The sequence below is a fragment of the Mesorhizobium sp. M7D.F.Ca.US.004.01.2.1 genome (genome assembly GCF_003997785.1).
Lineage (GTDB): Bacteria > Pseudomonadota > Alphaproteobacteria > Rhizobiales > Rhizobiaceae > Mesorhizobium > Mesorhizobium loti.
Window position 1 is genome coordinate 1 of the sequence record NZ_RZRQ01000139.1, and the last position, 15,088, is coordinate 15,088.

Here is a 15,088-nt window from a genome sequence, read left to right on the forward strand (position 1 = left end):
TCCAGCGTGAATCCGGCCTTCAGGCCCGGCAGCATCGGCGTTTCCCTTGCTTTTCTTGGTTTCCTCAAACGCAGGAACGCTAGAGCGGCGGCAAGGGGGCTGCAAGCGAATCATTGCGCCGCTCACGGTTTGGTGCGCCAATTTCATCTTTTTGCGATTTCTCCGGCGCACTTGCATTTCGTCGCACAATTGCCGATATGGAAAGCGGGAGGTTGGTGGTGGACGATCCACTCGCCAACCGGGTCAGGTCCGGAAGGAAGCAGCCCTAACGAGCCCGGAACGGGTCATTGTTCCAGCCTCCCACCTCATCGGCCCCTCTCGCGACATTGACGACGCATTGCAGCGCGGGCGAGACTATGCGCAGGAATCGGCCGCCTTCGGGTGTGGCCATTTGGAGCTTACGGGCGAATGAGCGAAGCCGGAAATTCGGGACCAAAAAGCCTGGAGATAGGCAAGGCCGCCGCCTATCGTGTTCTGGCGCGCAAGTATCGTCCCTCGAACTTCTCCGAACTGGTCGGCCAGGAGCCGACGGTGCGCACCCTCACCAATGCCTTTGCCACCGGCCGCATCGCCCAGGCCTGGATGCTGACCGGCGTGCGCGGCGTCGGCAAGACCACGACGGCGCGCATACTCGCACGGGCCCTGAACTATAAAACCGCCACCGTCGACCAGCCGTCGGTCGACCTTGCCGTGCTCGGCGAGCATTGCCAGGCGATCATGGAAGGCCGCCATGTCGACGTCATCGAGATGGATGCCGCCTCGCACACCGGCATCGACGACATCAGGGACATCATCGAGCGCGTGCGCTACGCGCCGGTCTCGGCCCGCTACAAGGTTTACATCATCGACGAAGTGCACATGCTGTCGACGCAGGCCTTCAACGGCCTGCTGAAGACGCTTGAAGAGCCGCCGCCGCACGTCAAATTCATCTTCGCCACCACCGAAATCCGCAAGGTTCCGATCACCGTCCTGTCGCGCTGCCAGCGCTTTGACCTAAGACGCATCGACGCCGGCGCGCTGGTCGCGCATCTCGCTTCGATCTCGGCCAAGGAAGGCATTTCGGTCGACGACGACGCGCTGGCGATGATCGCGCGTGCCGCCGAAGGCTCGGCCCGTGATTCGCTCTCCATCCTCGATCAGGCGATTGCCCATGGCGCCGGCTCGGTCAGCGCCGATGCGGTTCGGGCGATGCTGGGGCTCGCCGACCGCGCCCGCATCGTCGACCTGTTCGAACATGTGATGAAGGGCGATGTGGCGGCGGCCCTTGGCGAATTCCGCGCGCAGTACGATACCGGTGCCGATCCGGCTGCCGTGCTGACCGATCTGGCCGAATTCAACCATCTCGTCACCAGGCTGCGTTTCGTGCCGACGGCCATCGAGGACGCCTCGCTCTCCGAGGACGAGCGGCAACGCGGCGCGGAATTCGCCAGGACGCTGTCGGTCCGTGTGCTGTCGCGGACATGGCAGATGCTGCTCAAGGGCATTCCCGAGGTGCAGTCCTCCAACCGGCCGGTGAGTGCAGCCGAAATGGTGCTGATCAGGCTGGCGCACGCCGCCGACCTGCCGACGCTGGACGAGGCGTTGAGATCGCTTGAGGGCGCAGCACCGGTGCAAAATGGTGCGCCGCGCCCGAATGGTGCGCCCGCAGGTTCCGGCAATGGCGGTGGCGCCAGCGCGGTGGCGCAGACCCGCATGCCTGCCGGGTCGGGCGGCGCACAGACCATGCGGCTTGTGGAGACCACGCCCGCCCCCGTTGCCTTCGTCGCTCCGCCGGAACCCGTCGTGGAGACGCAATCGGCACCGCTGAAATCGCTGGCCGACATCATTGCCCTGGCTGATGCGCAGCGCGACATCGCCTTCAAGGTGCAGGTCAAGAGCTATATCCGCCTCGTGCGCATCGAGCCCGGCCGGATCGACGTCGGCCTGACCAGCGACGCGCCCAAGATGCTGCTCAACGACCTGACGACAAAGTTGCGCGCCTGGACCGGCCGCAGTTGGCTGGTCTCGCTGTCGAAGGAAGAGGGTGGCCAGACGCTTGCCGAGATGGAATCGGCCAAGCGCGAGAACGCCTTCCTCGATGCCAAGAGCGACCCGACGGTGGCCGCCATCCTGGCCCGCTTTCCCGGTGCCAAGATCATCGACGTGCGCATTCCAGACGCGCCGGAAGCCGAAACGGCCGAGGCCGAAGTGCCGGTCGAGCCCCCGGCTGACGACGACGAAACCTGATCCAGCCACGAATCCGCAAAGGACCCGACCATGAAAGATCTTCTCGGCTTGATGGGCAAGGCGAAGGAAATGCAGGCCAAGTTCCAGGCCATGCAGGACGAGATCGCCACGCTGGAAGCGTCCGGCCAAGCCGGCGGCGGCCTGGTCAACGTGACGCTGACCGGAAAATTCGAGATGAAGTCGCTGAAGATCGATCCCTCCTTGTTCAAGGAGGACGATGTCGAGATATTGGAAGACCTCGTGCTCGCCGCCCACAATGACGCCAAGACCAAGGTCGAGCAGATCATGCAGGAAAAGACCAAGGCGCTGACCGCTGGCCTGCCGATCCCGCCGGGTATGAAACTGCCCTTCTAGCATTCGGCACGGCCATGACCGATGACCCTTCCGAAAGATTGATCGAGCAGCGTATTCGCAACAGGATCTACGAGATCCTGGAAATCCTGGCCGATTGCGACGACGGCGTCGATCTCGTCGGCATCAAGGGGTACTTCAATCTGTTCGAGGATTTCGTCCATCGCCCGTCGATCGAAGCCGGCATATCGGCGCTTTCGAAGGACGAGCGCGCCATCGTGCTGGAGATCGCCGAATTCCTGGAAGCTGCAAGCGAGACAAACCCGGACTTCACCAAGGCCGAGTTCATCGAAAGCGACTGGCCGGCAAAGATCGCGCCGACGGCCAGGGACGCGCGGACGCTGTTCCTCCGGCGCGGCCTGTTTTCGGAGAAGGTTGAGGAGCTTGAGCCTGGCCAGCCGGCCGCGATTGCGGCCGGGCGATAGACCGGTTCCAGGAAAGACGTGACGCGGTTTTCCCGGGAAAAGCGTGTCGCGCTTTCCCTGGGCAATTGCGGCGAAACAAAGAGAGAGCGGTCATCGCTTTTGTGAAATGATGGCTCGATCTATCTGGAAAGCCACGAAATTGTGCCAATTTGGCAACAGTGCGTTGTTAATAACGTTTTGGCCATCATTTTGCCCGAAAGTGTCTCATTCTTGCCGCAGCCTGGGGGCGGGCACGAAGTGAGAGGGTTACCTGTTGATTTCCACGCGATGGAAGACGCCGCTGTTGCTCGGCGCCGTCATTTCACCCCTGTTTTTGGCTGCCTGCAGCCAGACCACTTCGCACGGCATGTCCGTCGCCAGCCTGACCGACGCCATCACGCCGAGTTTCCTGAGCTCGCGGGCCTACAGCCATACGCCGAAGGACAAGGAATGCCTGGAACGGGCGATGTTCTTCGAGTCCAACCGCTCAAGCCGTGATGGCATGGTCGCTGTCGGCACGGTGGTGATGAACCGGCTGCGCTCCGGCAACCACGGCAGCACCATCTGCCAGGTGGTGGGCGAGCCCGGGCAGTTCGCGCCCGGCGTCATGACCAGGTCGATGAATTCGCGGGCGATGCCCGATGTCGAGGAAGCCGCCGATGCCGTGCTCAAGGGCGAGCGCAAGGCCAAGCTCAAGAACACCATGTATTTCCACACCGCCGGGCTGCGCTTCCCCTACAAGAACATGCACTACACCATGGTTGCCGGCGGCAATGCCTTCTATGAGAAGCGCGGCCGCAACTGGCAGCCGCTGCCGGATGAGCCACAGGTCGCCATTGCCTCGGCGGCACCGGAGAAGCCAGCCGCACCGGTGACGCTGGTCGCATCCGCCGAGCCGGCACATCCGGCCAAGACGACAACCGTTCGATCCGCTCCTGCCCAACAGACCTACGTGACCGCGGCCGCCGCGCCGACCGCGAAATCCGCGCGTGTCTCGGAGGAGCCGACGGTGGTGGCGATGCAGGAGCCGATGGAGGAACCGGATGCCGCTCGTTTTGGCGGAACCTTGAACGCAAGGACAAGGGTCATCTCCTCGGTTGAGGACGCGCCGCAAGAGGCGTCGATGGGATTCCAGTCGACGCCTGAGAACACCGACGCCATCGGCGCGATGATTGTCAGCCAGGGCCGGCCGCTCGAAGCCAACTGAACGAATCGCACTCCATAGGGTCCGCCAATTCAACATGGCGGATCCAGTGCTGGGCTGTTTCAAAGCGCGCTGAAAAATCCTAGATCAGAGCGATGTCCAAGCGAATCGCCGGTCCCGAGATCGAACGCCTGATCCAGCTCCTGGCCAAGGTGCCGGGGTTGGGTCCCCGTTCGGCCAGGCGCGCCGCCCTGCATCTGATCAAGAAGAAGGAACAGCTGCTGTCGCCGCTGGCTGCCGCCATGGCCGAGGCGGCCGACAAGGTGCGCATCTGCTCGACCTGCGGCAATGTCGATACATCGGACCCTTGCATGATCTGCACCGATCCGCGCCGTGATGCCGGCACCATCATCGTCGTCGAGGACGTCTCGGACCTGTGGGCGCTGGAGCGCGCGGCGGCGATGAATGTGCGCTACCACGTGCTCGGCGGCACGCTGTCGCCGCTCGACGGCATCGGCCCCGATCAGCTCAACATGCGCTCACTGGTCGATCGCGTCGCCGGTGGCGAGGTCAAGGAGATCATCCTTGCCGTCAACGCAACGGTGGAGGGCCAGACGACCGCGCATTACCTCACCGACCAGTTGTCCGGCTTCGACATCAAGGTGACGCGCCTTGCGCATGGCGTGCCGGTCGGCGGTGAACTCGACTATCTCGACGAAGGCACGCTGGCCGCGGCGCTACGCTCGCGGACGGCGTTTTGACGCAATTGGCCGGCAGGAGAAGCAAAATGATTCCTGCTTTTATGAAATCCGCCCTCGTCTTTGCCTGCCTCGTCTTTGCGGCGATGGTTTGGGCCGCTCCCGCCTCCGCTGCAATGATCGACGATCAGTTCCGCGCCTGGCTGCAAAACGACCTCTGGCCGCAAGCCAAGGCGAAAGGCATTTCCAAAAAAACCTTCGATGCCGCCTTCGATGGCATCAAGCCCAATCTGAAGCTGCCCGACCTGGTCAAGCCGGGCGAGAAGGCGACCACGCCGCAGAAACAGCACCAGGCCGAATTCGGCTCGCCCGGCGCCTATTTCGCCGACAAGACGGTTGGCGCGGTAACGGCAGGCGGACGCGCGCGTGAAGTCACCAATGCCAGGACACTTTCGGCCATCGAAAAGCGCTATGGTGTGCCGGGCGAAGTGCTGCTGGCGATCTGGGGCCGCGAGACCGGCTTCGGCGCGGCGAAGATGCCTTACGACGCTTTCGAGGTGTTGGGCACCAAGGCGTTCATGTCGACCAAGAAGGATTTCTTCCGCACCGAACTGCTTGCGGCACTCGAGCTGGTCGAGCGCGGGCTGGCCCCTGTCGGCGCGATGAAATCGTCCTGGGCCGGTGCGCTCGGCCAGCCACAATTCATGCCGACATCGTTCCTGAAACATGCCGTCGATTTCGACGGCGATGGCCGCGTCGACATTTGGAACTCGACGCCGGACGTGCTGGCCTCGATCGCCAACTATCTCGTCCATTATGGCTGGGTGAAGGGCCGCGGCTGGGGTTTCGAGGTGACCGTGCCGGAGACGGTTTCCTGCGCGCTGGAAGGTCCGGACCAGGGCAAGAAAATCTCCGAATGGGCGGCAATGGGCATCAAGCGTATTGGCGGAAAACCGTTTCCGGCCAGTGAGCTGAAGGCCGAAGGATTTTTGCTGATGCCGGCCGGGCGCAGCGGCCCGGCCTTTATCGCCACACCGAATTTCTATGTGCTGAAGGAATACAACACCAGCGACCTCTACGCGCTGTTCATCGGCCATGGCGCCGATCGTATCGCCCATGGCGATCAGAATTTTGCCGGCAGCTGGGGCGCGGTCGGCGGGCTGCACCGCTCGGACATCGCCGCCCTGCAGCGGGCGCTGGAAGCCAAGGGCTATGATGTCGGCAGCGCCGATGGCCTGCCCGGCTTCAAGACCCGCCGTTCGATCGGCACATGGCAAGCCAAGAACGGCCGGGCCGCTACCTGCTTCCCTGACGCCGACCTGGTCGCAGTGCTGAAATAGCTCCGGAATTAGTAGATTTTTCTCGATCGGCAGCCTCGATTGGCTGGCCTATGCGTCGACACCCCACCGGCCTTTCTGGCCCAATGAGCCGTCGTATAAATGCTCGTTGCCCGCCACGGGGCCGCCGGATATGGTGTTGACCAACTGGACAAAAACCGCAACGGTAAGAGATCAGAGGGGCCGTCTCCAGGCCCCGAAAAAATTCCACAACCCTGAGCCGGGAACTCAGGTCAACAAACAACAAAACAGGGAACAATCACCATGATGATGGAAAAGTTTGCTCTACGCTCCCGCTTCTTGCTCGCGGGTGCAGCCATGTCCGCGCTGCTTCTGGCCGGCGCGCCGGCTGGCGCGGTCACGCCCGCCGATACGCTGGTCGAAGGTTTCGCGATCGACGACATCATCTCCATGGATCCGGGCGAGGCGTTCGAGCTGTCGACCGCCGAGGTCACCGGCAACACCTATGATCTGCTGGTCCGTCTCGACCTCAGCGACACTTCCAAGGTCAAGGGCGACCTCGCCGAAAGCTGGACCGTCTCCGACGACGGCCTGACCTACACCTTCAAGCTCAAGCCCGGCCTCAAATTCGCTTCCGGCAATCCGATCACCGCGGCCGACGTCGCCTGGTCGTTCGAGCGCGTCATCAAGCTGGACAAGAGCCCGGCCTTCATCATCGGCCAGTTCGGCATCAGCGGCGACAACGTCACCGAAAAGGCCAAGGCTGTCGACGACGGCACCTTCCAGTTCACCGTCGACAAGGCCTATGCGCCGAGCTTCGTTCTGAACTGCCTGTCGGCAACGGTCGCTTCGGTGGTCGACGCCAAGGTGGTCAAGGAACATATCGCTGCGGTCACGCCAAGTGCCGACTACAAATGGGACAATGACTTCGGCAATGCCTGGCTGAAGACCGGCTATGCCGGCTCCGGTGTCTTCAAGCTGCGCGAATGGCGCGCCAACGAGGCTGTCGTTCTCGAGCGTAACGACAATTACTACGGCGAAAAGGCCAAGCTTGCCCGCGTCATCTATCGCAACATGAAGGAAAGCTCGGGCCAGCGCCTGGCGCTCGAAGCCGGCGATATCGACGTTGCCCGCAATCTCGAGCCGAACGACCGTGACGCCATCGCCAAGAACGCCGATCTCACCACGACCAGCGCGCCGAAGGGCACGGTCTACTACATCAGCCTCAACCAGAAGAACGCGAACCTCGCCAAGCCCGAAGTACGCCAGGCGTTCAAATATCTGGTCGACTATGACGCGCTGAGCACGACCATCCTCAAGGGCATCGGCGAGATCCACCAGACTTTCCTGTCCAAGGGCGTTCTCGGCGCCATGGACAGTAATCCCTTCAAGCTCGACGTCGCCAAGGCCAAGGAACTGTTGGCTAAAGCCGGCTTGCCGGATGGCTTCAGCGTAACCATGGATGTACGCACCGGCCAGCCGACCACCGGCATGGCGGAATCGATTCAGCAGACACTGGGACAGGCGGGCATCAAGCTGGAGATCATTCCCGGCGACGGCAAGCAGACGCTGACCAAGTACCGCGCCCGCAACCACGACATCTATATCGGCCAGTGGGGCCAGGATTATTTCGATCCGAACTCAAACGCCCAGACCTTTGCCTCGAATCCGGACAATTCGGATGCCGGCAAGTCCCACACACTGGCCTGGCGCAATGCCTGGGACATTCCGGATCTGACCAAGGAAACCGAAGCGGCCCTGCTGGAGAAGGATTCGGGCAAGCGCGCCGACATTTACAAGGATCTGCAGCAGAAGATCCTCGACACCAGCCCCTTCGTCATCATCCATCAGCAATTGGAAGTGGCTGGGCTGCGCAAGAACCTCAAGGGTTTCGCGCTTGGCCCGAGCTTCGACACCAACTTCGTCGGCCCGGTCTCCAAGGAGTGATGCCGGCGGACGCGCCGCATGAGCGCGGTTGAAAACGAGGCGGGGCGCGGCAGCGCCCGCGCCGTCGCCATTGCATCATCGCTCGGCCGTTTCCTGGTCATCGCGATAACGACCTATCTTGGTCTTCTCGCGGTGACCTTCTTCATCGGCCGTGTCATCCCGATCGACCCGGTGCTGGCGGTGCTCGGCGACCGGGCGCCGGCCAATGTCGTCGAGCGTACGCGCCGCGAAATGGGTCTCGACCTGCCGCTGATCGAGCAGTTCTATATCTATGTCAAAAATGCGCTGAGCGGTGATTTCGGCATTTCGGTGCTGACCACCAATCCTGTCATGACCGACATTCGCCGAGCGTTGCCGGCAACGACGGAACTGGCGACGCTGGGGACGCTGATCGGTGCGCTGTTCGGCGTGCCGCTTGGCGTGCTGGCCGCGGTCAGGCGCGGCAGCCTCATCGACCAGATAGTGCGCGTCATCGGCCTGATCGGCTATTCCGTGCCGATCTTCTGGCTCGGGCTGCTGGCACTGGTCCTGTTTTACGCCAAGCTGCAATGGGTCGCCTTCCCGGCGAGGCTCGACGTCGTCTACGAATACACCTTCACGCCGATCACCGGCTTCTACCTTCTCGACTCCGCGATGCAGGGGCAGTGGGACGTCTTTTACGACGCCTTCCGCCACATCATCCTGCCGGCCTCGCTGCTCGGTTATTTCTCGCTTGCCTATATCAGTCGCATGACACGCTCGTTCATGCTCAACGAGTTGACGCAGGAGTACATCGTCGCGGCGCGCGCCAAGGGCCTGTCGGAAACCCGCATCATCTGGGGCCACGCTTTGCGCAACGCGGCGGTGCCGATGGTGACGGTGATCGCGCTCTCCTATGCCGGGCTGCTCGAAGGCTCGGTGCTCACGGAAACCGTCTTCTCGTGGCCGGGCATCGGGCTCTACATCACCAACTCGCTGCAGAACGCCGACATGAATGCCGTGCTCGGCGGCACCATCGTCATCGGCTCGGTCTTCATCGCCATCAACCTTCTCTCCGACCTGCTCTACCGGGTGCTCGATCCGAGGACGAAGTCCGCATGAGCGTCGAGACCATCCAGAGCCGTCGCGACTGGCTGCTCAGCGAGCGGCCGGCCTCGCGTACCCAGGCGAGGCTCGGCCGCGCCTATGTGGCGTGGCGGCGCTTTTCCGCCAACCGGCTGGCGTTTCTCGGCCTGCTCATCATCATTGCCCTGCTGGTCGTTGCCGCGCTTGCCGGCGTGCTGGCACCTTATTCGCCGACATTCGGCGATCTGAAGAACGCACGTCTGCTGGCGCCGAGCGCCGAGCATTGGTTCGGCACTGACGATCTCGGCCGCGATATCCTTTCGCGCATTCTCTACGGCTCGCGCTGGACGCTTTATGTGGTCATCCTGGTCGCCATCATCGCCGCACCCATCGGCCTTCTGGTCGGCACCGTTGCCGGCTATGCCGGTGGCTGGACCGATGCCGTCCTGATGCGCATCACCGACATCTTCCTCGCCTTCCCCAAGCTGATCCTGGCGCTGGCTTTTGTCGCAGCGCTCGGGCCCGGCATCGAGAATGCGGTGCTGGCCATCGCCATCACCTCCTGGCCGCCTTACGCCCGCATCGCGCGTGCCGAGACGCTGACGGTGCGCAATTCCGATTACATCAAGGCGGTGCAACTGATGGGCGCCTCACCCTTCCGCATCGTGCTGCGCCACATCATGCCGCTGTGCATCTCCTCGCTGATCATCCGGGTGACGCTCGACATGGCCGGCATCATCCTGACCGCCGCCGGGCTCGGTTTCCTTGGCCTCGGCGCGCAGCCGCCGCTGCCGGAATGGGGCACGATGATCGCTTCGGGCCGCCGTTTCGTGCTCGACCAGTGGTGGGTGGCAGGTGCGCCGGGCTTCGCCATCCTGATCGTCAGCCTCGGCTTCAACCTGCTCGGCGATGGCCTGCGCGACGCGCTCGATCCGCGGAGCGGCGACCAATGAGCGGGGAGACAAAGACGCTTCTCGACGTCGACGATCTGCGCGTCAGTTTCCCGACCCGCACCGGGTTGATCGAGGCGGTGCGCGGCGTCTCCTTCTCGCTCGGCCGCGAACGGCTCGGCATCGTCGGCGAATCCGGCTCCGGCAAATCGCAGACCGGCCGCGCCATCATGGGCCTGACGCCGCCGCAGGCGCGGATATCGGCCAACAAGCTCGCCTTCGACGGCATCGACCTGCTGGCCGCATCGCCACGCGAACGCCGGAAGCTGCGCGGCAAACGCATCGCCATGATCCTGCAGGATCCGAAATACTCGCTCGACCCTGTAATGAGCATCGGCCGCCAGATCGTCGAGACTCTGCGCACCCATGAAATGGTCGGCAAAGCCGAGGCGCGCGACCGCGCGCTGGCAATGCTGGAGGCGGTGCAGATCCGTGACCCGGCCCGCGTCTTCGACCTGCATCCCCATGAAGTGTCGGGCGGCATGGGCCAGCGCGCCATGATCGCCATGATGCTGATCGCAGGACCGGAAATGATGATTGCCGACGAGCCGACCTCGGCGCTCGATGTCACCGTGCAGCTCGACGTGCTCGGCATCCTCGACCGGCTGGTCAGCGAGCGCGGCATGGGGCTGATCTTCATCTCGCACGATCTGCGCCTGGTCTCGTCCTTCTGCGACCGCGTCATCGTCATGTATGCCGGCAAGGTGGTCGAGCAGCTCAAGGCCTCCGAACTCGGCCGCGCCCAGCATCCCTACACGCGCGGCCTGCTCAACTGCATGCCCAAGATCGGCGCCGACCGTCACCCGCTGCCGGTGCTCGATCGCAAGCCGGAGTGGGCGGCATGACTTCTGCGATTGCCGTCGACAGGCTGGAAGTGATCTTCGACCGTTTTCGCGCGCTGAAGGGCGTCAGCCTCGACGTGCAGCCGGGCGAATCTTTCGGCCTGGTCGGCGAATCCGGCTCCGGCAAATCGACGCTGCTCAGGGCCATCGCCGGCCTCGCGCCGGTCGCATCGGGCAGCATCACCGTCAATGGCAAGACGCTCGGCACCCGCCGCGACAAGGCTTTCTACCGCGAAGTGCAGATGGTCTTCCAGGATCCGTACGGTTCGCTGCACCCACGCCAGACCGTCGACCGCCTGCTGCAGGAGCCGCTTGCGATCCATGGCTTTGCCGATGGCGAAAAGCGCATCCAGCGGGCGCTCGACGAGGTCGGCCTCGGCAACGGTTTTCGCTTCCGCTACTCGCACCAATTGTCGGGCGGCCAACGCCAGCGCGTGGCGATCGCGCGTGCCTTGATCCTCGAACCGTCGATCCTGCTGCTCGACGAGCCGACCTCGGCGCTCGACGCCTCGGTGCAGGCGGAGGTGCTCAATCTGCTGGAAGAGATCCGCCGGCGGCGCAAGCTGACCTTCCTCATGGTCAGCCACGACCTCGCCATCATCACCCATATGTGCGAACGGCTGATGGTGATGCAAAGCGGCGAGGCGGTGGAGAATCTGGCGGCGGCCGACCTTGTCGAGCGTCGCGTGACCAAGGACTATACGCGCAACCTGCTGAGAGCGAGCGACGGGTTTGTGAGAACCGCCTGAATTCGTCGTCCTGTGTGCAGAACCAACCGTTTTCAGGGATTCCGATGGAGGAATGGAAGTTTGCGGATCCGCCCAACCTCGCGGTGTTATCGGACAAGAGCCTATTTAGACGTGGCGACTGGATCGCATACGTTGTGCATGAAGATGATGACGACGACAGCTACAACGACGAAGGTGGCAGTTAGCAATTCTACAGCAGCGATACTCGAGATTGGGATGAACGCGAGATAATGCGCGTAGGCCTGCAAGAGGTGGTTCAACTGGATGAAACCATCCTGGAGTTGGCCGATTTGCCGAAAGGTTGGCGTGCTCGGCGTAGTTCCAAATCGTCACCGTGGCAACGCGCCAAGTCACGCCCCGTACCCTCCAACGACAACGAATGACCCGGCAAAGCCTTAAGTCTGAGCTTGCACCGGTTCGCCGCTCTCCACGGGTGGCTCGTCCCGGCCTTTCGGCTCCTTGATCCTGAACCACGTCACATAAAGCGCCGGCAGGAACAGCAGCGTGATCGCCGTGCCGGCGATGATGCCACCCATCATGGCATAGGCCATCGGCCCCCAGAACACTTCGCGCGCGATCGGGATCAGCGCCAGGCTGGCGGCCGCCGCCGTCAGGGCGATCGGCCGCATGCGGTGTTCGGTGGCCTCGATGACGGCAGCCCAGCGATCCTTGCCCTCCCGGACAAGATCCTCGATCTGCACGATCAGGATGACCGAGTTGCGGATCAGGATGCCGATCAGCGCCAGCACGCCGAGAATGGCGACGAAGCCCAGCGGCGCCCCGCTCGGCACCAGCGCGGCCACCACGCCGATCAGGCCGAGCGGCGCCACGGCGACGACCAGGAACAGGCGCTGGAAGCTTTGCAACTGCACCATCAGGATCGTTGCCATGACGAACAGCATCAACGGCACCACGGCGGCGATCGGTCCCTGGCTTTTACCGCTTTCCTCGACCGAGCCGGCGGTCTCGATGGAATAGCCCGGCGGCAGCTTGGCGATGAAGGCATCGACCGATGGTTTCAGTTCGTTGACGACCGTGGCCGGCAGCACGTCACCGACCAGGCCGGCCCGCACGGTGATCGTCGGAATACGGTCGCGCCGCCACACTGTTGGTTGCTCCAGATCGTAGCGGAAGTTGGCGACGGCGGCGAGAGGAATGGCCTCGCCGGTGCTGGTCGGCAGCTGCATGTTCTGCAACGTCTCGATCGAGCCGCGTTCGGCCCCGCGCGAGCGGGCCACGACATTGATCAGGTAGGTGGCGTCACGCACTTGCGTGATGGTAGCGCCGCCGACGGTGCTGTTGAGCGCGCTGGCGATGTCGGAAGAGGTGATGCCAAGCTGGCGTGCCTTGTCCTGCAGCACGTCGACCCTCAGCACGCGTTGCGGCTCGTTCCAGTCGAAGGTCGGCGCGGCAAGCTTGGGGTTGGCGGAAATCATACCGGCGAATTGCTGCGCCAGCCCGCGCACCGTCTGGATGTCGGGACCGCCGACACGATATTGCACCGGACGGCCGACCGGCGGTCCGAGCTCAAGCGGCTTGACGAAGGCGTCGGTGCCGACGAATTCCTCGCGCAGCAGCTTCTCCAGAGCCGGCTTCACCCGGTTGCGAGCTTCGATACTCTTGGTGACGACAACGGTCTGGCCGAAATAGGGGTTGGCCGGCTGCACGTCATAGGCCAGCACGAAGCGCACCGCGCCCTGGCCGATATAGGACGAGAAATGGTCGATGTCGGGATTGCCGACCAGCGCCCGCTGCTCGAACCGCTCCATCTGGTCGCGTGTGTCGGCGATCGAGGAATTCTGCGGCAGGTTCCAGTCGACGATCAGCTCCGGCCGATCGGACGGTGGAAAAAACTGCTGCTGTACCAGGCCGAAGCCGGCGATCGAGGCGGCAAACAACAGCACCGTGGCGATGATGGTCAGCCAATGATGGCGCACCGAGCCGACAAGCACGCGCCTGAACAGCGAGGTGAGGCGGCCGGGCTGGTCGTGATGCTTCGTCTTCATCGTTGCCGGCAAGATGGTGACGCCTAGCAGCGGCGCGAACAGCACCGCCACGATCCATGACACCAGCAGCGACACGGCGATGACGACGAACAGGGTGAAGGTGTATTCACCGGCCGCACTGTTGTTGAGGCCGATCGGGATGAAGCCGGCGACCGTCACCAGCGTACCGGTCAGCATCGGGAAGGCGGTCGAGGTGTAAACATAGGTCGCCGCTTTGCGCAGATTGTCGCCGACCTCCAGCCGCGCCACCATCATCTCGACCGCGATCATGGCGTCGTCGACCAGGAGGCCGAGCGCGATGATCAGCGCGCCGAGCGAAATGCGCTGCAACGATATCCCGAGATATTCCATGACGGTGAAGGTGATGGCCAGCACCAGCGGGATCGACAGCGCCACGACGAAGCCGGCGCGCATGCCGAGGCTGATGAAGGACACCGCGAGCACGATCGCCACCGCCTCGAACAGCGCGCGCGTAAAGCCCGAGACTGCCTCCTCGACGATGACCGGCTGGTCTGCGACCAGATGCACACCGACGCCGACCGGCAGGTCGGCCAGCACCTTGTTCATCTCCTGGTGCAGCGCCTCGCCGAATTTGAGCAGATTGGCGTTGGGTTTCATGCCGATGGCGAGTCCGATCGCATCCTGGCCGTTGAAGCGGAACAGCGCCGCCGGCGGATCGACATAGCCGCGGGTGATGGTGGCGACATCGCTCAGCCGGAAGAAGCGGTCATTGACGCGCAGATTGATGGCGCGAAGGCTGTCCTCGGAGGTGAACTGGCCGCCGACGCGCACGCTGATGCGCTCCGGGCCGGACTGGATGACGCCGGACGGCGTGATCGCGTTCTGCGCTTGCAGGCTGGCGACAATCGCTTGCTGGTTGAGGCCAAGGGCCGCGATCTGGCGGGTCGAGAATTCGAGATAGATCGCCTCGTCCTGGGCGCCGACCAGATCCACCTTGCCGGCATTCGGTACGGTCAGGATCTTTGTGCGGACATCCTCGACATAGTCGCGCAGCTGGCGCGGCGTCAGCCCGTCCGACGTGAAGGCATAGATGTTGCCGTAGACGTCGCCGAAGCGGTCGTTGAAGAACGGTCCCTGCACGCCTTGCGGGAACTGCGCCTTGATATCGTTGACCATGTTGCGCACCTGAATCCAGTTCGGCACGACATCGCGCGCCTTGGTGGTATCCTTCAGGTTGATGAAGATGACGGTCTGGCCGGCGGTGGTGACCGATTTGGTGTAATCGAGACTGTCGAGCTCCTCGAGCTTCTTCTCGATGCGGTCGGTCACCTGACGCAGCGTCTCGTTGACCGAGGCTCCAGGCCAGTTGGCCTGGATGATCATTGTCTTGATGGTGAAGGCCGGATCTTCCTCGCGGCCGAGGTTGAGATAGGAGAACACGCCGGCCAGACCGTCATCTTCATCAACC

Annotated in this window: 12 protein-coding genes and 1 other RNA gene; 12 read left to right on the forward strand and 1 reads right to left on the reverse strand. The window is 63.3% G+C overall.

Annotated features, from left to right (window positions below):
- The first annotated feature begins 207 nt into the window (after positions 1–207).
- From ffs to EN993_RS19290, 12 genes are all read left to right on the forward strand, one after another.
- Positions 208–304: signal recognition particle sRNA small type (gene ffs, locus EN993_RS19235), an RNA gene on the forward strand.
- A 104-nt stretch (positions 305–408) separates the two neighbouring features.
- Positions 409–2,226, forward strand: coding sequence for a DNA polymerase III subunit gamma/tau (locus tag EN993_RS19240; protein ID WP_109666299.1), 1,818 nt, complete (start codon positions 409–411; stop codon positions 2,224–2,226).
- Positions 2,227–2,256: 30 nt separating this feature from the next.
- On the forward strand, positions 2,257–2,580 hold the full coding sequence (locus EN993_RS19245; RefSeq protein ID WP_013527931.1) for a YbaB/EbfC family nucleoid-associated protein: 324 nt from the start codon (positions 2,257–2,259) through the stop codon (positions 2,578–2,580).
- A 14-nt stretch (positions 2,581–2,594) separates the two neighbouring features.
- Positions 2,595–3,002 carry a hypothetical protein gene (locus tag EN993_RS19250; protein ID WP_109666302.1) on the forward strand — a complete coding sequence of 136 codons (408 nt, stop codon included), beginning with the start codon at positions 2,595–2,597 and terminating at the stop codon, positions 3,000–3,002.
- A gap of 253 nt (positions 3,003–3,255) precedes the next feature.
- Entirely contained in the window at positions 3,256–4,188 is a 933-nt protein-coding gene (locus EN993_RS19255; protein WP_109666304.1) for a cell wall hydrolase, read from the forward strand.
- Between the two features lie 92 nt (positions 4,189–4,280).
- Positions 4,281–4,886 carry a recombination mediator RecR gene (recR, locus tag EN993_RS19260; protein ID WP_027039603.1) on the forward strand — a complete coding sequence of 202 codons (606 nt, stop codon included), beginning with the start codon at positions 4,281–4,283 and terminating at the stop codon, positions 4,884–4,886.
- A 26-nt stretch (positions 4,887–4,912) separates the two neighbouring features.
- The gene (locus EN993_RS19265) at positions 4,913–6,163 is read left to right on the forward strand and encodes a lytic murein transglycosylase (protein WP_245468912.1); all 1,251 of its coding nucleotides are present in this window, start codon (positions 4,913–4,915) and stop codon (positions 6,161–6,163) included.
- 261 nt (positions 6,164–6,424) lie between these two features.
- Positions 6,425–8,068, forward strand: coding sequence for an ABC transporter substrate-binding protein (locus EN993_RS19270; RefSeq protein ID WP_127264547.1), 1,644 nt, complete (start codon positions 6,425–6,427; stop codon positions 8,066–8,068).
- Between the two features lie 18 nt (positions 8,069–8,086).
- Positions 8,087–9,148 (forward strand): ABC transporter permease, encoded by a 1,062-nt coding sequence (locus EN993_RS19275; protein ID WP_109666313.1) that lies wholly within the window; start codon positions 8,087–8,089, stop codon positions 9,146–9,148.
- Positions 9,145–10,065 (forward strand): nickel transporter permease, encoded by a 921-nt coding sequence (nikC, locus tag EN993_RS19280; RefSeq protein ID WP_127264548.1) that lies wholly within the window; start codon positions 9,145–9,147, stop codon positions 10,063–10,065. The genes EN993_RS19275 and nikC overlap by 4 nt, the downstream gene beginning before the upstream one ends.
- Positions 10,062–10,907 carry an ABC transporter ATP-binding protein gene (locus tag EN993_RS19285; RefSeq protein ID WP_109666319.1) on the forward strand — a complete coding sequence of 282 codons (846 nt, stop codon included), beginning with the start codon at positions 10,062–10,064 and terminating at the stop codon, positions 10,905–10,907. Before nikC ends, EN993_RS19285 begins: the two co-directional genes overlap by 4 nt.
- Positions 10,904–11,653, forward strand: coding sequence for an ABC transporter ATP-binding protein (locus EN993_RS19290; RefSeq protein ID WP_109666765.1), 750 nt, complete (start codon positions 10,904–10,906; stop codon positions 11,651–11,653). The genes EN993_RS19285 and EN993_RS19290 overlap by 4 nt, the downstream gene beginning before the upstream one ends.
- Positions 11,654–12,048: 395 nt before the next feature.
- Here the strand turns inward: EN993_RS19290 and EN993_RS19295 are convergent.
- Positions 12,049–15,088: efflux RND transporter permease subunit (locus EN993_RS19295; RefSeq protein ID WP_164757719.1), on the reverse strand; the 3,040-nt coding region annotated here is incomplete at its 5' end.

What these genes read in the sequence shown, in the direction of transcription:
- EN993_RS19285 (WP_109666319.1), top strand. Translation starts at nt 10,062, where the DNA reads ATGAGCGGGGAGACAAAGACGCTTCTCGACGTCGACGATCTGCGCGTC.
- EN993_RS19240 (WP_109666299.1), top strand. Translation starts at nt 409, where the DNA reads ATGAGCGAAGCCGGAAATTCGGGACCAAAAAGCCTGGAGATAGGCAAG.
- EN993_RS19290 (WP_109666765.1), top strand. Translation starts at nt 10,904, where the DNA reads ATGACTTCTGCGATTGCCGTCGACAGGCTGGAAGTGATCTTCGACCGT.
- EN993_RS19245 (WP_013527931.1), top strand. Translation starts at nt 2,257, where the DNA reads ATGAAAGATCTTCTCGGCTTGATGGGCAAGGCGAAGGAAATGCAGGCC.
- EN993_RS19250 (WP_109666302.1), top strand. Translation starts at nt 2,595, where the DNA reads ATGACCGATGACCCTTCCGAAAGATTGATCGAGCAGCGTATTCGCAAC.
- EN993_RS19270 (WP_127264547.1), top strand. Translation starts at nt 6,425, where the DNA reads ATGATGATGGAAAAGTTTGCTCTACGCTCCCGCTTCTTGCTCGCGGGT.
- nikC (WP_127264548.1), top strand. Translation starts at nt 9,145, where the DNA reads ATGAGCGTCGAGACCATCCAGAGCCGTCGCGACTGGCTGCTCAGCGAG.
- EN993_RS19275 (WP_109666313.1), top strand. Translation starts at nt 8,087, where the DNA reads ATGAGCGCGGTTGAAAACGAGGCGGGGCGCGGCAGCGCCCGCGCCGTC.
- EN993_RS19265 (WP_245468912.1), top strand. Translation starts at nt 4,913, where the DNA reads ATGATTCCTGCTTTTATGAAATCCGCCCTCGTCTTTGCCTGCCTCGTC.
- recR (WP_027039603.1), top strand. Translation starts at nt 4,281, where the DNA reads ATGTCCAAGCGAATCGCCGGTCCCGAGATCGAACGCCTGATCCAGCTC.